General features: G+C 50.8%; 16 protein-coding genes. 2 read left to right on the top strand and 14 right to left on the bottom strand.

Annotated features, from left to right (window positions below; translation table 11 throughout):
* Positions 1–62: 62 nt before the first annotated feature.
* From FD30_RS01010 to rnz, 5 genes are all read right to left on the bottom strand, one after another.
* Complete coding sequence (locus tag FD30_RS01010) at positions 63–1,118, bottom strand: YdcF family protein (protein ID WP_056943536.1); 1,056 nt, start codon at positions 1,116–1,118, stop codon at positions 63–65.
* A 140-nt stretch (positions 1,119–1,258) separates the two neighbouring features.
* Positions 1,259–1,777 (bottom strand): adenine phosphoribosyltransferase, encoded by a 519-nt coding sequence (locus FD30_RS01005; RefSeq protein ID WP_024746130.1) that lies wholly within the window; start codon positions 1,775–1,777, stop codon positions 1,259–1,261.
* 18 nt (positions 1,778–1,795) lie between these two features.
* Positions 1,796–4,117 carry a single-stranded-DNA-specific exonuclease RecJ gene (recJ, locus tag FD30_RS01000; RefSeq protein WP_056943535.1) on the bottom strand — a complete coding sequence of 774 codons (2,322 nt, stop codon included), beginning with the start codon at positions 4,115–4,117 and terminating at the stop codon, positions 1,796–1,798.
* Positions 4,118–4,182: 65 nt separating this feature from the next.
* Entirely contained in the window at positions 4,183–4,560 is a 378-nt protein-coding gene (locus FD30_RS00995) for a LapA family protein (RefSeq protein WP_024746128.1), read from the bottom strand.
* Entirely contained in the window at positions 4,557–5,507 is a 951-nt protein-coding gene (rnz, locus tag FD30_RS00990; protein WP_024746127.1) for a ribonuclease Z, read from the bottom strand. Before rnz ends, FD30_RS00995 begins: the two co-directional genes overlap by 4 nt.
* Before the next feature lie 471 nt (positions 5,508–5,978).
* Here rnz and FD30_RS00985 point away from each other — a divergent pair, with 471 nt between their 5' ends.
* Positions 5,979–6,728 carry a hypothetical protein gene (locus FD30_RS00985; protein ID WP_056943534.1) on the top strand — a complete coding sequence of 250 codons (750 nt, stop codon included), beginning with the start codon at positions 5,979–5,981 and terminating at the stop codon, positions 6,726–6,728.
* Between the two features lie 72 nt (positions 6,729–6,800).
* On the opposite strand, the gene obgE is transcribed toward FD30_RS00985, so the two are convergent.
* On the bottom strand, positions 6,801–8,102 hold the full coding sequence (gene obgE / locus FD30_RS00980) for a GTPase ObgE (RefSeq protein WP_056943533.1): 1,302 nt from the start codon (positions 8,100–8,102) through the stop codon (positions 6,801–6,803).
* A gap of 83 nt (positions 8,103–8,185) precedes the next feature.
* Positions 8,186–10,006 carry an excinuclease ABC subunit UvrC gene (gene uvrC, locus FD30_RS00975; RefSeq protein WP_056943532.1) on the bottom strand — a complete coding sequence of 607 codons (1,821 nt, stop codon included), beginning with the start codon at positions 10,004–10,006 and terminating at the stop codon, positions 8,186–8,188.
* Positions 10,007–10,157: 151 nt separating this feature from the next.
* Between uvrC and FD30_RS11655 the strand changes: the two genes are divergently transcribed.
* Positions 10,158–10,334: an SPJ_0845 family protein gene (locus tag FD30_RS11655; RefSeq protein ID WP_170206895.1), complete on the top strand. Its 177-nt coding sequence runs from the start codon at positions 10,158–10,160 to the stop codon at positions 10,332–10,334.
* 53 nt (positions 10,335–10,387) lie between these two features.
* Here FD30_RS11655 and FD30_RS00970 read toward each other — a convergent pair whose 3' ends face one another.
* The 7 genes from FD30_RS00970 to FD30_RS00940 all read right to left on the bottom strand — a co-directional run bounded on the left by FD30_RS00970 (position 10,388) and on the right by FD30_RS00940 (position 18,709).
* Positions 10,388–10,693 carry a nucleoside triphosphate pyrophosphohydrolase family protein gene (locus tag FD30_RS00970; RefSeq protein ID WP_024746123.1) on the bottom strand — a complete coding sequence of 102 codons (306 nt, stop codon included), beginning with the start codon at positions 10,691–10,693 and terminating at the stop codon, positions 10,388–10,390.
* Between the two features lie 2 nt (positions 10,694–10,695).
* Positions 10,696–11,289: a ribosome biogenesis GTP-binding protein YihA/YsxC gene (gene yihA / locus FD30_RS00965; protein ID WP_056943531.1), complete on the bottom strand. Its 594-nt coding sequence runs from the start codon at positions 11,287–11,289 to the stop codon at positions 10,696–10,698.
* A 166-nt stretch (positions 11,290–11,455) separates the two neighbouring features.
* Positions 11,456–12,706 carry an ATP-dependent Clp protease ATP-binding subunit ClpX gene (clpX, locus tag FD30_RS00960; protein WP_146999988.1) on the bottom strand — a complete coding sequence of 417 codons (1,251 nt, stop codon included), beginning with the start codon at positions 12,704–12,706 and terminating at the stop codon, positions 11,456–11,458.
* A gap of 216 nt (positions 12,707–12,922) precedes the next feature.
* The gene (gene tig / locus FD30_RS00955; protein WP_056943529.1) at positions 12,923–14,227 is read right to left on the bottom strand and encodes a trigger factor; all 1,305 of its coding nucleotides are present in this window, start codon (positions 14,225–14,227) and stop codon (positions 12,923–12,925) included.
* Between the two features lie 250 nt (positions 14,228–14,477).
* On the bottom strand, positions 14,478–15,668 hold the full coding sequence (tuf, locus tag FD30_RS00950; protein ID WP_024746119.1) for an elongation factor Tu: 1,191 nt from the start codon (positions 15,666–15,668) through the stop codon (positions 14,478–14,480).
* Between the two features lie 171 nt (positions 15,669–15,839).
* The gene (locus tag FD30_RS00945) at positions 15,840–16,772 is read right to left on the bottom strand and encodes a hypothetical protein (protein WP_056943528.1); all 933 of its coding nucleotides are present in this window, start codon (positions 16,770–16,772) and stop codon (positions 15,840–15,842) included.
* A 77-nt stretch (positions 16,773–16,849) separates the two neighbouring features.
* Positions 16,850–18,709, bottom strand: coding sequence for a ribonuclease J (locus FD30_RS00940; RefSeq protein ID WP_056943527.1), 1,860 nt, complete (start codon positions 18,707–18,709; stop codon positions 16,850–16,852).
* Positions 18,710–18,965 lie beyond the last annotated feature (256 nt).

Here is an 18,965-nt window from a genome sequence, read left to right as displayed (position 1 = left end):
AAGAAGACGGTTGAAAATAAAAATATTTTTCAAAAATGTTGTTCACGTCCTAGGCTTCGGCTCTAAAGCCACGCCAATAAGCCACTCATGACCAAAATCCCCCCAAAGGCCACCAGGTGCCAGCGCTTGTTCCGGACAAAGACGGCAATATACTCCCGTAGCACGGCGTTGGGTAGAAAGAAACGCGCCGTTCGCGACCCGATGCCGTCCGCACGGAGTCCGGCTTGTTGAGCAATCATCCCCGCCCGATAGATGTGGTAGTTATTAGAAACGAAAATGACGCGCGGCGGTCTAGCAGTCGTGGTCATCAGTGCCCGACTGAACTGCATATTCTCCAGGGTCGTCCGCGACCGGGTCTCTGCGATGGCATCATCCGCCGGTAATCCCTGGCTGATTGCGTAATCGCGCATGGCTTGGCCTTCCGCAACCGTCTCGTCGCTCCCTTGACCACCAGAAAAGATCATCTTGACTGGGTGTCCGGTCTTCGTCAACTGTCGCCGGTAGAACCGTAACCCCCGGTCAATTCGCTGTTTCAAAAGTGGCGAGACCTGGTTCCCATTTAACAGTCCCGCCCCTAGCACCACGATGTAATCCTGATTTAAGCGTGGCCGGTTGAACTGGTAAATGACCAGCATGGTCAAATAATTGTAGAACCAAAAGGCAACGTACAACAGCGACAGGTTCACAACCGCGACCAAGAAAGCGTCTAAGGACCGCGGTAACACCCGCCCAGCCAGGCGATCCAGCCAGGGCAAGATTAAGAAGAAAATGCCCAACCCCAACGTCAGCATATTGGCAACGGTATGCTGTTCACGGTGCCAAACAATCCAAGCGTTCCACAGCAACAGAAACGCTTGTAAGGCAAAGGTCACCCCAATCGCCATTAAAATCACCACAAAGGCAATGAGACTGATGGCAATCAAGGGACCGTTATTGGTGCCTAAAATCGTCATGGCCAAGGCAGCCAAGAACGTATAGAACGCTGCCGAAAACCACAAGCCATTACTGAGACGTGTCTTATTCCGCTGGTAACGCCATGCGAAGATGCCGCCTAAGCTCACCGGAATCACCCAGACCCAATACCAGACCGCCGGAATGTGAAAGGCCATCTCTCCCATAAAATCATCCCCTCATAAAAATCACTTACTGTGAGCATACCACAGTTTGATTACCGGCCAAACGATGGTCCCTCTCAAGTGGTCTAAAGCCACGAAAAAACGGCAGCGGGGCATCACACCCAGCTGCCGTCTTTCATAATCTAGTAAGTCATCAGGCTGAACACGTCGTAACCCTTTAATTGGTCCCGACCGTGTAAGGCCTCTAATTCAATCAAGAAGGCCGTTCCGACCACGACACCACCCAAGTCTTCAACCAACTTGATGGTCGCGCCAATGGTTCCCCCAGTGGCCAATAAGTCATCAGTAACCAAGACCCGTTGACCAGGCTTGATGGCATCCTTGTGCAGGTATAACGACGACGTCCCGTATTCCAGGTCATAGCTGGCTTTGACCGTTGCTCGCGGTAACTTACCTTCCTTACGGGCAGGGGCAAAGCCGACGCCTAATTCGTAAGCCACGGGGCAGCCCACAATGAACCCCCGCGCTTCGGGACCCACGATCATTTCAACGCCCTTATCCTTCGCGTATTTGACGATCTGGTCGGTAGCCGCGTGAAAGGCTTCGCCATCCGCCATCAACGGGGAAATGTCCCGGAAGATAACGCCCTTTTCGGGATAATCGGGAACACTTGCGATATATTTGGTAAAATCGATTGCCATAACTTTTAATTAGCTCCTTTATTTTCGATCCATGAGTCCCTGCAGACGCTGAGTCAATTCCGCTGAGGGGCAAGCCAACAAGTCCGCTTCGGTCTGAATCTGCTGCTGGCGGAGTTGGTAACTCGGCGCCGCCGTGAGATCTTTATGACCGGGTTGGGCCACCCCATCCATGATACCATGGTCGATGGTCACAAACCCACACTCAAAGAAGACTTGAATCATAAAGATCAGCTGGGTGCGCGGAATCTGAAGAAACGTGCTGAGTTGCGTCAATTGGTGACCCACGTCAACGTGTTGATGTGTCGCAACGAACTTAAATAGTTTAGCATATTGTGGTCGAGTTGGCAGCCCCAAACGCGAAAGACTTTCTTTTTCGTATAAATAGGCCGTAATATGGGCCGGCTGTAACTGACTCACGGCCGTGGTCAAGTCACTGGTCAGATCCGGACAATCCACCAAGAACACGGTGGTCTCAGGGGCCACTGGCGACAAGCTCTGACCATCAAATAAGACGGCCGTAGCACCCGCAGGCAAGTAATGCGCCAGTTGCTGATAGATGTTCTGGTGGAAGAAAAGGTACGTACCATCAGCCGTAAACATGGCCTGGTGTAGTCGGTTCGTTCGTTCAACAACCACTGCCGGTTCCGTAGTTCGTAAGTCTTTGACCATTAACTGAAGGGAATGCCGCCCTTGCCAGACGTTATCCTCTAATGTTCCCAGAACAGCGACCTGGCTGGCCATTTGCAACGCCGTGGCGGTCTTCCCGGCACCGAACTGGATGGCATTCAACCGCGCCTTCCCAGCCTGTAACTGGAACTTCAAGTGATCCCCGGTCTTACCGATCGCCTTGACCTGGGTTACGCTCTCCGGTTCAAAAGCAAACAGGGGTTGGGCGTTGTCAGTCCCAAACGGCGCTAACTGGGCTAATTCATGGTACAAGTCCATGGTCGCATCGCCCACGGCTAACGTGGCCGCCACTGGCAACTCACTGGGGCCTTGGTCGGCTAGATGCTGGGCCTCGGCCTCCTGATCTAAGGCGTCCGCTAAGGCCCCTAATTGGTCGGCTGGTGCGGTTAAGCCCACGGCCATGTGATGACCCCCGAACGCCGTCATCAGGTCTCGGTGACCGTCTAACGCCTGAAACAGGTTAAAGGCTTCGACACTCCGGCCGGAACCCTTAGCGTGGCCATCTGCATTCACGTTCAAAACCAGGGTGGGCTTGCCGGTCTGCTCCACAATCCGACTCGCCACGATTCCCAGGACCCCCTCGTGCCAGTCATGTCCACTAATAATGAGTGTCTGTCGGTCTCGGTGGTCGGCGTCGGTCGCCTGAGCTAACGCTGCCTCGCTGATCTGAGCCACGAGGTCTTGGCGGCGACGATTCTCCTGTTCCGTCTTCTGCGCCAGTTGGGTCGCTAAGTCGTCGTCTAACGTGGTCAATAAGTCCACGGCAGGACCCGCATCCCCCAAGCGACCTAAGGCGTTGAGGCGGGGCGCCAACCCGAACCCAATCGATTGTTCCGTCAACTCTTCCGGATGAATTCCAGCTGCTTTGATCAACGCCCGCAACCCGGGGCGTTCGTCTTGCTGCAACAACTTGAGACCAAAGTAGACCAAGACACGGTTCTCATCCACCAACGGCACTAAATCAGCAACCGTGCCAATCGCGGCTAAATCCAGTAAATCTTGGGGAATCTCTTCGCGCAACGCTTGGGCCACCTTAAAGGCTACGCCCGCCCCGGAAAGCCCACCAAAGGGATACTCCGCTCCGGGGTACCGAGGGTGAATAATCGCGTAGGCGTCCGGCAAGTCTTGCGGTAATTCGTGGTGGTCAGTCACGACCACGTCCACGCCCTTAGCGTTCGCCGCAGCAATCGCCGCATTCCCTGACACCCCGTTATCGACCGTCACCAGGAGTTGCGTCCCCGCAGCAATCAACTTTTCAAAGGCGGCGACGTTAGGACCATAACCGTCCGTAAACCGGTTGGGAATATAATAGTTGACCTTAGCGCCCAACGTAGTCAACGTTTCGTACATGATGGCCGTGCTGGTCACCCCGTCCGCATCGTAGTCGCCGTAAATCGTGATCTGTTGTTCCTCACTGATGGCTTGTTCGATACGGTCCGTGCCCTTTTGCATATCATGCAACTGGTTCGCGTCGTGCAACTGCTCGGGCCCCGGCGTTAGGAACGCCTGAACGGCCTCGGGCGTGGTCATCCCCCGGTTGGTTAGAATCTGCGCAATAATTGGCGAAACTGACGCTGCTTGGGCCAACGCCTGTGCCTCCGTCGTTGGTTGGTCAACGTGCTTGTTCTGCCACCGGTACTGTGCCGCAATCATCAACTGCTCACCCTTTCTAAAACATAGAAGAGTGATGTCTCACGGCATCACTCTTCAGCGTTCATCTATTTCGCTGCTAGTTGTTGCTTCAACGCCTTGACCTGGGTCTCCAGGTCTTGGATCTGTTTCTCCTGCTGCCCCACGACTTGTTTGCCATGAGAATTCTGCAGGCGCTTCTTGAGCTGGTCATTCTCCTGATTCAGCGTGGCCAATTCCTTTTCCAAATCCTTATACGCGCGGTTATGCCGCACACTGGTAATCGTGGAGAAGAGAATCATTAAGACCGCCCCAATCAGAATTGAAACTAATAAGATCAGGATCAACGGCCAGCGGACCGTCGTGAACCCGAAGGATACGGGAACCGATTCAACATTTAAGATTGCAAAAATCGCGACAATGATGACCAACAAAATCGTTAAAATGATCCGCCATTGATTCTTCATGACCGGGATGCCTCCGTTGTCTTCTGAAATGCGACCGTAACCTCATCAAAATCCTTCACGACACGCGTATTATGGAACACTTCACGGGCTTGATGCTGCAATTCGTTCGCCAGCTTCCCCGTGTAGCGGGCCGAAATATGGTTCAACAATAATAACTTCACGTGTGCACGCTTAGCCAACTCAGCGGCTTGAATATTCGTCGAATGGTAATAGGCGCGGGCTAACTTGCCCTCTCCCTTCGCAAAAGTGCTCTCGTGAACTAACACATCTGCGTTAGCTGCCAGCTTTTCTTCCCCCGGCGTCTGCCGCGTGTCTCCTAAAATCGCAACAATGCGTCCGGGTTGGCTAGGCCCCAAGAAGTCTTGACCATTCAAGGTCCGACCATCCGGCAAAGTCACCGTTTGTCCGGCCTTTAGCTGGCCGTAGACCGGCCCCGAAGGAACCTGGGCCGCGCGGAGTTTCTCAACCATCAATTCACCCGGATGGGCCTTTTCAACCACCCGGTACCCGTAGCAGGTAATCCGGTGATCTAGATGGTGCGCGTAGACTTTAAACTTGTCGTCCTCAAAGACTAGCCCGTCCGTCGCAATTTCTTGATAGTGAATCTTGTAAGACAACTTGGTCTGGGAGACCCGTAAACTCACTTCAACGAAGTCCCGAATTCCCTTAGGCCCGTATATCGTTAGCGGTGCCTCGCCCCCTTGAAATGAGCGACTGCTAAGCAGGCCCGGCAACCCAAAAATATGGTCACCGTGTAAGTGTGTGATAAAAATCTTGTCAATTTTGCGGGGCTTCAGCGTCGTCCGTAAGATCTGGTGCTGCGTTGCTTCACCAACGTCGAACAGCCAGACCGAATTCCGCTCATCTAATAAGCGAAGCGCCGTACTGGTGACGTTGCGAAACTTGCCCGGTGAGCCCGCGCCCGTTCCTAAAAATTCAATTTCCATATTTTTTTCGTTCCTATCTATCGAATTAAAGTCCGTTCACTATTTTAGGGGATTTTGGCCAAAATCGCAACTTTTGACCCCGATACTGGTCAGAAGCAACTTTCCTTGGGGTTCCCTGTCAAAATTCGGTATAATTAACCTAGCCAATGCGGCGAATCTGGTGTCAAAGGAAGTGGTCGTGTGCGTTTAATCGACTTTCACCGCTCAACTCAAGACCTCGACCCCCAATTACGTCTTTTCTGGGAGACCCCTTCCAGCAACCGGCCCATCACGGACCTCCGGGTGGTTGAGGACCGCTTAGAATGTCTCAGTACCTCCGGCCGACCACTGACCCTAGACCAGTTTCGCGCTCGCGTACAACAAGTGCCCCCCACTGCCAGCCTTTTTACCCCGGGGCCGCCACCCCAACGACTTTATGGGTACCGGCTTATCACGCATCAAATTTTACTTGGCTGAAAGGAGTCATCGACCATGCGCCTCATTCATCCTATCTTGGTTGCCGGTCTAAGCGTCCTTGCCTTAGGCCTAACCGGTTGCCAAAACACCGCGCAAAAGAGTAGCACCAGCTTCAAGAATCAGGAAACATCCTCTAAAAAGTATCAAGCCCCGAAACCAGACGCAGCTTTCTCCGCCTCGTCGTCCGCTAAAATTGCACAATCATTTAAGCCCGACGCCGCCCAGACTAAGGCCCGGGGCTACGTCAAATCAGGCAACTTACAGCAACCCGGACAATACACCTACGACCGAGTCGGGACCAAGCTGACCCTCGACCAGGCCCACACCCGCAAGCACACCATTAAAAGTGGGGCCCTGACTTACCGGATCACGCTGGTCCGGACGATTGCGAACACCGCTGAGACGGCCAACGCCAAGAAGATGGCCGCGCAAGCCTTGAACCTGCCTTCAATCAAGAGTCCCTACTACACGGTTCAGGTCAAGTTCACCATTTTGAACCGCGGTAAACGGGCCGTAACCACGGACGGTATCCGTGAGATTCGCCTGAGTAACGGACACCGCCTCAGCGCAACGAACCAGTTAAGCGACGCTAGCGCCGGACGAACAATCGGGGCGCACCGTCAACTCGCAACTTTCGCGACCGGCCTAGCAAGCCAGGGAAAGGCGCCTAAGTTAGACACCCTCAAGATTGCGTTTGCCGGGGGCTACGACCAGAAGCAACACCAACTGGTCAAGCCTTCTGGCTGGTTGACCATCCATCTCTAGTCTATTAAAAAGTGGTTTCCTTCATCCTGCGATGAAAGAAACCACTTTTTTAGATTCTTTTGCTTGATTGGCCTAAGCCATGTATTCAAACGAGAAGTCGCCGATCTTCACGGTGTCCCCATTTTGGGCACCCTTGTCACGCAGCGCGCTGTCCACGCCCATGCCCCGCATCTGCCGGGCAAAGCGTAACAGGCTTTCGTCGTGCGTTACGTCCGTCATCTTAAACAGCTTCTCTAACTTCTCGCCGCTCAAGACCCAAGTCCCATCGGTATCGCGCGTAATGGTAAAGTCCGGTGTCTGCTTGAAGTCGTACTCGACCGTCTTTAAGGTTTCGGCGTCTTCCTTGACTGGGAACTTCGGCGTCTGCGCCAAAAGTTCTGCCGTCCGTTGCAGGAGGGGCGTCAGGCCTTGGTGGGTCAACGTGGAAATCGCAAAGACTTCCGGCGTCTGTGCCAGTAGCTGGTCCCCCGCCAAGTCTTGTTTAAACTGGACTAAGTGCGCTTCCGCATCGGGCATATCCATCTTGTTCGCCACCACGATCTGTGGCCGCTTCAAGATATCCGGATCATAGGCCTGCAACTCACGGTTGATCTTCTCAAAGTCATCGTATGGATCACGACCTTCAATCCCACTCATATCGATCACGTGGAGAATGACCCGGGTCCGTTCAACGTGCCGCAAGAACTGGAAACCTAACCCAATGCCCTTAGCCGCACCTTCGATCAGCCCTGGCAGATCCGCCATAACGAAGTCTTGTCCGTCATCTAACCGCACCATCCCCAGGTTCGGTACTAGCGTGGTAAAGTGGTATTCCGCAATCTTGGGCTTAGCACTGGTAACGGTCGATAACAGCGTCGATTTCCCAACGGAAGGGAAGCCGACCAGTCCGACGTCAGCCAAGACCTTCAGTTCCAAGCGGACTTCGAGTTCCTCACCCGGTTCTCCGTTTTCAGCGATTTCCGGTGCCGGATTCTTAGGGGAGGCAAAGTGGATATTGCCCCGGCCACCCCGGCCACCGTGGGCAACGATCAGCTGGTCGTCGGGTGCAACTAAGTCACCAACGACAGCGCCCGTTTCGTTATTGATAATCGTGGTCCCCTGAGGAACTTGCACGATCAAATCATCGGCGCCACGACCCGTCATCTGCTTGATGGCCCCGTTACCGCCGTTTTTCGCTTTAAACTTCCGTTGGTAACGGAAGTCCATCAGCGTTCGTAACCCTTCGTTGACGACAAACACGACGTTACCGCCGCGACCACCGTCACCGCCGGCTGGGCCCCCGTTCGGCACGAATTTTTCCCGCCGAAAGGCCACCATGCCGTTGCCACCGTTTCCGGCTTTAACATTAATTTTTACTTGATCTACAAAAGCCATATTATTTCCTCATTTTCTAAGCCAGGCGACCCTGACTTGCAGTTGTCTTCGCTAAGTTAGTATACCGACAAATGTGGCTAGCGTCAAAGATTAGTCGGGGTGCGCGGGTTGCGGACCTCCGTGTTCATCTCCGCTTGCAGGATCACGTGAATCGTCTGTGCCGTCGTCTTGCTGATGCCCAGATCCTGCAGGTCAGCAATCTCTGCTTCGCTGATTTTCTTGGTCGACCCGTACTTCCGCAACAGCTTATTACGCGTTTTCGGTCCCACGCCCGGAATCAAATCAAGGCGGGAGCTCAGCGAATGCTTAGTGTGTACTTGTCGGTGGAAAGTGATGGCAAACCGGTGCACTTCATCTTGGATGCGCTGAACCAGATAGAACCCCTGGCTCTTAGGATCCAAACGGACGTGGTGGTCGTCCGGTCCGAACAATAGATCCGCCGTCTTATGGTGGTCATTCTTGACCATCCCCGCCACCGGAATATGCAGGTCCAATTCGTCCTCTAAGACTTCTTTCACGGCGTTCATCTGAATGTCGCCCCCGTCCATTAGGATCAGGTCGGGTAGCGCCGCATGCTCCTTTAAGAGCCGTGTATACCGCCGGCGAATGACCTCTAGGGTGCTGGCCGTTTCGTCAGCATGGTCGACCGTCCGTAACTTATATTTACGATACAGCTTCTTATTCGGTTGACCGTCCACAAAGACCACCATGGCCGAGACTAAATCGGCCCCTTGAATATGCGAGTGGTCGAAAGCCTCGATCTTATGCCCCGGTGCAATTCCTAAGGCATCCGTGATTTCTTTCATGGCACCCGTAGTCTTTCGCTCATCCAACTCCAGAAGCCGGAACTTTTCTTCTAAGACTAGCCGGGCATTCTTTCCCGCCATCTCAAGTAAATCCCGCTTAGTCCCCCGCTGGGGCGTCCGAACGGGTACGTGCAAGAGTTCTTCAATCACCGCGCCATCGATACTCTTGGGCACTAAAATCTCACGCGGCAACACCGTGTTCTTCCGGTGATAGAATTGTACGATAAAGCTGGCCAATTCCTCTTCAGCCGTACTAACAATTGGAAAAAGCCGCTTTTCTCGCTTCATAAGCCGCGCCTGGCGGATGAAGAAGACCTGGATCGACAACCAGCCCTTATCCAGGTAAAAGTTGAAGATATCCCGTGGCGTGTTGTCGTTCGAAATGATCTTTTGCTTCTCCACGGTCGCTTCGATGTACCGAATCTGATCCCGTAGATCCGCGGCCCGCTCATACTGCATCTCCGCCGCTGCGGCTTCCATTCGGGACCGCAACTGCTTCTCAGCGTGGCCCGTGTTGCCGTTCAAAAATGACTTGATCTTACGAATCTGTTCCTGATAAGCCGCTTCCGGCACTTCCTTAAAGCAGGCCCCTAAGCATTGTCCCATATGATAGTAGAGACAGGGGCGTCCCTGGAAACCCGTACACCGCCGTAACGGATAGACCTTCTGTAAGAAGTGAATCGTCTCCTCGGCCGCATAAACGTTCGGGTACGGTCCGAAGTAATAGCCGCCATCCTTTCGCACGTCGTTGACCAGTAATAACTGGGGATCCCGTTCATGCGTAATCTTGATGTACGGGTAACCCGTCCCCTGCTTTAGCTTGATGTTAAAGTACGGTTGATGCTTTTGAATCAGGGTGATTTCCAGGAGAAAGGCTTCCTTATCCGTTGACGTGATAATCGTCTCAAAATCCACGATCTCACTGACCAACTGTGCCGTTTTTCCCGTATGACTGCTCTTAAAGTAAGAGCGTACCCGGTTCTTCAGGTTCTTCGCTTTACCCACATAGATAATCTGACTGTTAACATTCTTCATCAGGTAACAACCTGGAAGCCCCGGCAGCAATGCCAGTTTATGCTCTAAATATTCCGAAGCCAAAGTGCGCCCCCTCCATTTCTGATAATTTAGCTAATAAAGTATAAGCCGAATACCTGTTTGGTGCAAGCAATCCACCCGCGACCTGACGGCGATAAATGACAAATCCCTCAAGTTCTGCTATGATAACTGAAAAAGGTAGGGAGGTGGCTTTATGGCCCTTAAAGTTAAACGGCAAGATAACTTAGACGCCATGTTTGGCAAGTTCGCCCAGATGGATCCCCATGACGCTCAACGGGACAAGTTCCTCAAACGCCAAGACGAACATAAAAACGACAAACGGCCTAAGGAACTCATCAAGGCTGATCAAGACAAACACGACAACAAGTAACCGGTGACCAGAAAAGGGTCCCTGCGGACAAATTCCGCGGGGACCCTTTTGCGTTAATCCTTAAGCTGTTTATGGTAGCCATTAGGATACCGGTCATTTAACCGTTGGATGTTGTTTTGGGCAACCTCGTCGAAGTCAATATCGGCCCACTGGGCAACCTGACTCAGATACCACAAAACGTCCCCCATTTCCTTGACCAACGCGTCATGATCGAGATCTTGACCGTGGAACGTGTAGCGCTTGACCAGTTCCACGACCTGACCCGTCTCACCCGCTAGGCCCAGGGCACAGTTGGTCAGAACTTGTTCATTGCCGTACAGGGTCCGATTGGCAGCTTGTTGATACTCATTAAATTCCACAATTATTCCTCCCCAAAAGCACGTTCTTCAATCCACTGCCAGACGGCATCTTTGCCCATCTTCTGCGGTGCAGAGAACAACACAATATTATCCGCGTTGGGTAACCCTAACGTCTTCTTGATTTGGCTAATGGCTTGGTTCCACTTACCACGAGCAATCTTGTCACTCTTAGTCGCGACAATCAAGATTGGCAAATCATAGTACGCCAGCCATTGATACATCTGAACATCCAAGGCGGTCGGAGCGTGCCGGGCATCAATCAATGAAATGACGCCACGTAATTGTTCACGCTGCGTGAGGTACGTTTCAATCATCTGCCCCCACTTTTCCCGGTCCGCCTTCGAGACCTTCGCGTATCCGTAACCGGGAACGTCCACAAAGTATAATTGGTCTTCAACGTTATAGAAGTTCAACGTTTGCGTCTTACCAGGCTGACTTGAGGTCCGTGCATACGACCGCCGATTGATCAAGACGTTCGTTAGCGATGACTTTCCAACGTTCGAGCGACCAACCAACGCAATCTCTGGATAACCCGTGGTGGGGTATTGACTGGGCTGAACCGCGCTCATAACGAGTTCTACGTGATTAACTTCCATTCCTTTGTGCCATCCTCTCCAAAATATCTTTCACCATTCTAACACACAATTTCCCTCAACATGGGGAGAATTCTAAATCCTCACGGTCGTCCCCGCGCCACGGGGGCTACAGCTTACGCAAAAAGCGACCAGTCATCGCTGACCAGTCGCTTCAACTTGCATTTAATTAAGAAGCCTTTTGGTCCTTCAAGACCAATTCAGGTTCTTCGTGATCCGTCACGGTCTTAGCCGTAATAATCACCTTAGCCACATCGTGTCGACTTGGTAAGTCGAACATGATGTCGCGCATGACGTCTTCAATAATGGACCGTAAGCCCCGGGCACCGGTATTCCGAGCAATCGCTAACTTAGCCATCTCCCGCAATGCTGCTGGCTGGAACTCAAGTTGCACATCATCTAACGACAAGAGCTTCTCGTATTGCTTAACCAACGCGTTCTTAGGCTCCGTTAAGATCCGGACCAGGTCGTGTTCATCCAGCTTTTCCAGGGCTGTCAAAATAGGCAACCGTCCAATGAATTCTGGAATTAACCCGAACTCTAACAAGTCTTCTGGAATCACGTGTTGCATCAAGCTATCCCCAGATGACAGAACCTTCTGTTCCTTGGTATCAGCACCAAACCCAATCGTTTGGTCGCCTAACCGCCGCTTAACGATGCCTTCGATACCATCAAAGGCCCCACCAACGATGAACAGGATGTTGGTCGTATCGATCTGAATGAACTCTTGCTGTGGGTGCTTCCGACCACCTTGAGGCGGCACGTTAGCAATGGTTCCTTCCAAGATCTTCAGGAGCGCTTGTTGAACCCCTTCACCGGAAACGTCCCGTGTAATCGAGACATTTTCAGCCTTTTTAGCAATCTTATCGATTTCATCAATGTAAATAATCCCTTTTTCCGCCCGATCAACGTCGTAATCGGCGTTTTGTAGCAGCTTCAAGAGAATATTTTCAACGTCTTCCCCCACGTACCCGGCTTCCGTCAAGGTCGTGGCGTCCGCAATCGCAAACGGAACGTTTAAGATTTTAGCTAAGCTCTGGGCTAAATAAGTCTTCCCAGAACCGGTAGGCCCGATAACCGCAATGTTACTCTTTTGTAATTCGGGGCCATCGTCGTGCTTAGCCATTTCATTGACCCGCTTATAGTGGTTGTAAACCGCTACGGACAAGGTCCGCTTAGCCTCCGTTTGACCAATGACGTATTGGTCTAACGTCTGGACAATCTCGGCTGGCGTTGGGACTTCCAACGTCTCCTGGGCATTATCTTGGCTAAATTCCTCATCGATAATTTCTTTACAGAGATCGATGCATTCGTTACAGATGTAAACACCTGGTCCCGCAACAATTTTCTGCACTTGATCTTGGGTTTTCCCGCAAAAAGAGCAGGTCACAGGGCCATTCGTTTCGGTGTTTTCAAACAATAAACTCACCCTTTCTCCTCGGGCAGTTGCCCCAGTCTATTTCCTTGGGTCAGTATGCCTGTTGAACAAACCAGGCTTCCCCGTCATTGGTGTACTATACCACAGTTCCGACCGTTAGAGAATTAATCCGTCTTCACACGGCACCGGTCGGCTGGCGTGCTAAAGAAAAACCGGGACAACAAATTGTCGTCCCGGTCAGACCTGTAAGACTCTAAATTAGTCTTCAGCGTCCTTCTTCTTGTCTTGCTTAGCAGAGTCGGCAATTAAGTCAACGGCCGCCTTGATGGCGATATCATGCTTCAGCATGTCATCGGATAAAGCACTGCGAACGGCGCTTTCTTCCATCCCGTATTGACCAGCCAAGTCCTTAACTTCTGCCTTGATTTGGTCTTCCGTTGGTTCGATCTTTTCAGCTTCAACAACGGCTTCCAGAACCAAGTTCGTCTTGACCCGCTTTTCAGCACCGTCAGCGAATTGCTTCCGCAAGTCGTCTTCCGTGGTACCCGTCAGCTGGAAGTACATCTTTGGTTGGATGCCTTGTTGTTGCATGTTAGCCAAGTATTGATCCATTTGACGATCGATGTCGTCCTTGATCATGGCTTCTGGCACTTCAGCGATTTCGGCGTTGTCAACAGCTTCGCTGATGGCTTCGTCTTCGATAGCGTCATGTGCTGCCGTCGTCTTTTGTTCCTTCAGACGATCCTTAGTCTTGGCCTTCAATTCGTCAAGGCTGTCAACATCTTCGTCGACGTCCTTAGCAAATTCGTCGTCCAATTCTGGCAATTGCTTTTCCTTAACTTCGTGAATCGTAACCTTAAAGGTTGCTTCCTTATCACGTAAGTCTTCGGCTTGGTAATCCTTAGGGAAGGTTACCTTAACGTCAACGTTCTCACCAGCCTTGTGACCAACTAATTGGTCTTCGAAGCCTGGGATGAAGGAGTTAGAGCCCAATTCCAAGGAGTAGTTATCAGCCTTACCACCATCGAATTGCTTGCCATCAACGTAACCGTCAAAGTCAATCACGACCGTGTCGCCCTTAGCAGCGGCTTCGTCTTCCTTCAAGACTAATTCGGCTTGTTGTTGACGTTGCTTTTCAAGTTCAGCGTCAATGTCCTTTTGGTAAACTCGGGTGTTTTGCTTCGTGACACTCAAGTTCTTGTATTCGCCCAACTTAACGTCTGGCTTAACCGTTACAACGGCCTTCAAAACCCAAGCCTTACCCTTATCCATGGATTCAACATCCACTTGAGGTTGGTCGACTGGTTCGATTTCAGTATCCTTGATAGCTTGTTCGTAAGCATCTGGTAAGACGATGTTCAAGGCATCTTGGTACAATGCTTCTTCACCGTACATTTGATCAAAGATTTGACGAGGCACACGACCCTTACGGAAGCCAGGGACAGCCAGGTTCTTCTTGGTACGTTGGAAAGCTTTGTCTAAGCCTTCCTTAATCTTATCAGGCGCGATTTCAAAGGTTAATTCACCTTTAGTTGCGTCCTTTTTTTCCCACTTTGCAGCCATTGTATTCCCTCCGAAATGAAAGATATTACTATTTACAATTCTAGCAATTGCATACTGTATTAGTGTACCTTAACCATTGCCAATTGTAAAATGATTTTTGCTTAAAAGCCGTGAATGACGGGCACTTACCCCGGGTAACCCGAAATTTTTACCGCCCGCTCTCTTCTCGATTTCAAGCAAAGAAAAAGGGACTGAAAAGTTAAACTTTTCAAGCCCCTTTTTGCGGTACGTCTTAATTAACCGAAGTTAATTAGTCGTCAATTTCCGTAACGGTACCGGCACCAACGGTGTGGCCACCTTCACGAACAGTGAACTTCGTACCCTTTTCAATGGCAGCTGGTTGGATCAGTTCAACAGTGAACGTCACGTTATCACCAGGCATAACCATTTCTACGCCATCAGGCAATTCGATAACACCAGTGATATCAGTGGTGTGGAAGTAGAATTGTGGACGGTAGTTGGAGAAGAATGGCGTATGACGGCCACCTTCTTCTTTGCTCAAGATGTAGACTTCACCCTTGAACTTTTCGTGCGTTTGGATCGAACCTGGCTTAGCCAGAACTTGACCACGAACAACTTGGTCACGGTTAATCCCACGAAGTAAGGCACCAACGTTATCCCCGGCTTCACCAAGGTCCAACGTCTTCCGGAACATTTCCAAACCAGTAACGGTCGTCTTCAAAATGTCGTCATGTAAACCAACAATTTCAACTTCGTCACCGATCTTAACAGTCCCACGGTCGATACGACCGGAAGCAACAGTCCCACGACCAGTGATCGTGAAGACATCTTCAACAGGCATTAAGAATGGCTTGTCGTTGTCACGTTCTGGCGTTGGAATGTAGTCATCAACGATGTCCATCAGGTGTAAGATAACTTGTTCTTGTTCCTTGTCGCCTTCAAGAGCCTTCAAAGCAGACCCACGAACAACAGGAATATCGTCACCAGGGTAATCGTATTCGGACAGCAATTCACGAACTTCCATTTCAACTAAGTCAACCAATTCGTCATCGTCAACTAAGTCGGTCTTGTTTAAGAAGACAACGATGTAGTTAACACCAACTTGGCGAGCCAGCAAAATGTGTTCACGCGTTTGTGGCATAGGACCATCAGTTGCGGCAACAACTAAGATCGCACCATCCATTTGAGCGGCACCAGTGATCATGTTCTTGATGTAGTCAGCATGTCCTGGGGCATCGATATGCGCGTAGTGACGCTTTTCCGTTTCGTATTCAACGTGGGCGGTGTTGATCGTGATACCACGTTCACGTTCTTCTGGAGCAGCATCGATATCTGCGTAATCTTCGGCCTTAGCTAAACCTTTGTCAGCCAATACCTTAGTGATTGCAGCAGTTAAAGTCGTCTTCCCATGGTCAATATGGCCAATAGTACCAATATTTACATGGGGTTTAGTTCTTTCATAATGTTCTTTTTCAGCCATTAATGAAACCCTCCTGTATTTTATCGTAAGAACGGTTAACTTTCAGACGAAAATTAATCACTCTTTGCGTAAAATTATACTACTTCTTCCCTGAAAGGGAAAGCTGGAACCCTTCCAAAAAAGAATCCTTGACTAGTATATCTGCTCCCGTTTTATTTGTAAACTAAAATATCACGAATTTTCGGAATTTTCGTCATTTACGGCAGCAAATAAAGCCTCTAAGTGCGTCGTCAAGCGCTTTTGCCAGTCTGCAATTACTTTGCAATCCGTTTCAGAAACGGTCTGGTCCAGTGGTCGACCCGCGAGCCAATCGACCCACGCTTGTGGCTGCGTGATAATTTCGTCAGCAAAAGGATACAACAACATGAGCTGTAAGTTAAGCGTTTGCCGAACATTTGTCGCTAATCCGGGATTATTTTGAGCGATTTGCTCCTGTAAATAGACTAAAGCTGCTTGAGCCGCCTTCCCTTGCGTTACCCCGATCAAATCCCGGGTCGCCACCGTATGGACCTGATCATCCAGCCAATGGAGTTGCACCGTCAGATTGACCCGCAACCGGTACAATTCCTCAAGGAGCGTCGCCCGTAAGAGGGGGTGAAGGAACGGATCAACTAATAAATACCGTGTCCCCTGTAAGAACTTGGCCAAGGGAAGCTGATGGGCCCGCAACAAGCGATGCTGTTGTTCACGCAGTGGTGCATCCCCCAAATGATAAAACTGTTTCGCAATCACGTTTTGCGTCGCCGCTAACTGTGTGCTAGCCGTCTGTTCAGCCGTTGTAATCCGCTGAATTCCCGCGGATCGCCAGGCAGCTGCTTGGGGCAGTTCGCAAAGTTCTCGCGCAAAAATAAACTGTTGATTATGCAGGGCAATCGTCAGGCGCCAGTTAAACCAGGTGTCACTGGTCAAATACGCCCCATCGTTTTCTGCTGCAATTTGTTCAGCCGCCAAATACTGCTGATCTTGAAATAAACTAACTGCTAGGTATCGGTTTAGTTCCGGCGTTTGTTGTGCCTGATACAACGTGGTAAATTCAGCACTAGCCGTAGACCACTTAGCAGCCTGATAAGCAGCCAGGGCGGTTTCAAAAGTTGGTTGTGTCATCTATTGATCTTCCCCCATCTTTTGCGTGCGAAAATGGACCGACAGCCCCTTCAGACTGTCAGTCCACCCTTCACAACTTAAGCTTCTGATTTGTTCGCTGGCGCAGCGGTGTGTTGCTTGCCGCCGTGGCGCCGACGCCGATGATTCCGGGACTTATGTTGGCCACTTTGCGTGGTATCCGTCTTTTGTCCCTTGGTCTTATGCGTCTTAGGTGCCTGTGCTGGCTTTTCGGGCGCCTTCTTGGCGTTCTTCGACTTGCTCGACCGCCGATGATGTTGGTTAACTTCCATAATAACTGGTAAGATCACAGGCCGGCGATGCGTCTGTTCGAAGAGATAATGACTCAGATGCTCCCGAACGTCTTGCTTCAAATGTCCCCAATCGAACTCTTTATTATCCAAGTTATTCTGAACCGTCTTGCAGATAATCTGAGAGCTTTCCTGCATGAGGTCCTTATTGGCCTTGACGTAGACAAAGCCACGGGACGTAATCTTAGGCTCCGCCACAATTTGCTTCTTCTTACGATCAATCGTCACGACCGCAATGAAGATCCCGTCGTCGGCTAAGACCTTCCGATCACGCAACACGATGTTTCCGATGTCCCCAACGCCAATACCGTCAATCATGGTATCACTCACGTCGATACCTTCACCTAAGCCCATTTGGCCGTTCTGATACGTCAAAACGTCGCCTTTAGCTAGGATAAAGATATGGTCCGGATCCATCCCCAATTCCAGGGCAGCTTGCGCGTGGGCGTTCAGCAACCGGTATTCTCCTTGAATAGGAATCAAGTACTGGGGCTTCATCAGGTTCAACATTAACTGCAGGTCCCGCTTGTAGGCGTGTCCTGACGAGTTCAGCTCATCCGAGATGGCTTTAACTTCACCGCCTGCCCGGTAAACCATATCCCGCGTTTGGGCAACCGTGGTATCCATGGCATGGGACGGAGTCGTCACGATGTACACCAAGTCTCCAGGTTGAATATTCAATTGTTTTTCTTGCTTGTTCGCCATCCGCTGAATGGCCTTGATGGGTTCTCCCATCTTTCCGGTCTGAAGAATAACCGTTTCTCCCGGCTTTAATGCGTCCAATTGATCGGGGGTCACTAACAAGTCATCATCAAACGACAACTTTCCCAGTTCCATCGCGGTATTCACGATTTTCTCCAAATCACGACCCGTCAAGCAAACCTTCCGCCCCGTCTTCACGGCGGCATCAAAGATTTGTTGGATCCGTAAGATGTTGGATGCGACACAGGCCACGATGATGCGGCCATCCCGATAATGGAACGTTTCTTCGATTGATTCCGCTAACGTCTGCTCAGAAGCATTCATGGCCGGATTCTCGGCATTGGCTGAGTCACTCAGTAGTGCCAGCACCCCTGCTTGGCCAATGGCCCCTAACCGCGCGTAGTCGGTCTGGTACCCCGGCTTAGCCGTCTGGTCAAACTTAAAGTCCCCGGTGTACACGATACGTCCTTCGTCGGTCTTCAAAACGATTCCTAAGGATTCTGGAATCGAGTGCGTGGTGGCGAAGAAGGAAACGACCACGTCGCCAAAGTCGATTTCCGTCTTTTCATCGATGACGTGAAAATCATCGTATTTTTTGACCTTAGGTTCAGCCGCCACGTTGATTTTAGCCAACGCGATGGTCATTTCAGACCCAAAAACGGGGACGTTGAACTCACTCAAAAAGTACGGTAATGCACCGATGGCGTCCGCGTGACCGTGCGTCAGGAAAACACCCACGATGCGGTCCTTGTTCTCCCGTAAGTACGACCAATCTGGAATCACCACATCGATTCCCAATAACTCATTTTCCGGGTATTTTAACCCACAATCTAAAATGTAAATGCTGCCATTAACGTCCACAGCATACATGTTCTTCCCATTCTCGCGAACACCGCCGAACGGGATGATCTTAATCTTTGCACTCATAAGTCCACCTCAAATAACTCTTTCGTCATTAAATTTTATTCCGGTTATCTCCCGGTTCTTACTTGCGGGTAACGTCCACCGCAATTCGTCCGTAATAAACTTCCTTCAGTCTATCATTTTTAGAGAATTTAGGAAAGCCATTAGTGTGCGAACCGCCGAGCTGACGGCATTTTTATTATTTGAGGTCATTATATGTAGTACTCAGGCCGATCCATCACCTAACCCCCACAACAAAAAAGGCCCGCCTCAAAAAATG

The sequence above is a fragment of the Levilactobacillus namurensis DSM 19117 genome (genome assembly GCF_001434785.1).
Classification (GTDB): domain Bacteria; phylum Bacillota; class Bacilli; order Lactobacillales; family Lactobacillaceae; genus Levilactobacillus; species Levilactobacillus namurensis.
Note: the sequence above shows the minus strand (reverse complement) of the source record. Positions and strands in the feature narration are given on the sequence as shown.

Coding starts and splice junctions, on each gene's coding strand:
- tuf (WP_024746119.1), bottom strand. CDS start 15,668: ATGGCTGAAAAAGAACATTATGAAAGAACTAAACCCCATGTAAATATT.
- rnz (WP_024746127.1), bottom strand. CDS start 5,507: ATGGAAATTGAATTTTTAGGAACGGGCGCGGGCTCACCGGGCAAGTTT.
- FD30_RS00945 (WP_056943528.1), bottom strand. CDS start 16,772: ATGACACAACCAACTTTTGAAACCGCCCTGGCTGCTTATCAGGCTGCT.
- tig (WP_056943529.1), bottom strand. CDS start 14,227: ATGGCTGCAAAGTGGGAAAAAAAGGACGCAACTAAAGGTGAATTAACC.
- FD30_RS01005 (WP_024746130.1), bottom strand. CDS start 1,777: ATGGCAATCGATTTTACCAAATATATCGCAAGTGTTCCCGATTATCCC.
- obgE (WP_056943533.1), bottom strand. CDS start 8,102: ATGGCTTTTGTAGATCAAGTAAAAATTAATGTTAAAGCCGGAAACGGT.
- FD30_RS11655 (WP_170206895.1), top strand. CDS start 10,158: ATGGCCCTTAAAGTTAAACGGCAAGATAACTTAGACGCCATGTTTGGC.
- FD30_RS00940 (WP_056943527.1), bottom strand. CDS start 18,709: ATGAGTGCAAAGATTAAGATCATCCCGTTCGGCGGTGTTCGCGAGAAT.
- recJ (WP_056943535.1), bottom strand. CDS start 4,117: ATGATTGCGGCACAGTACCGGTGGCAGAACAAGCACGTTGACCAACCA.
- FD30_RS01010 (WP_056943536.1), bottom strand. CDS start 1,118: ATGGGAGAGATGGCCTTTCACATTCCGGCGGTCTGGTATTGGGTCTGG.
- yihA (WP_056943531.1), bottom strand. CDS start 11,289: ATGGAAGTTAATCACGTAGAACTCGTTATGAGCGCGGTTCAGCCCAGT.
- FD30_RS00985 (WP_056943534.1), top strand. CDS start 5,979: ATGCGCCTCATTCATCCTATCTTGGTTGCCGGTCTAAGCGTCCTTGCC.
- FD30_RS00995 (WP_024746128.1), bottom strand. CDS start 4,560: ATGAAGAATCAATGGCGGATCATTTTAACGATTTTGTTGGTCATCATT.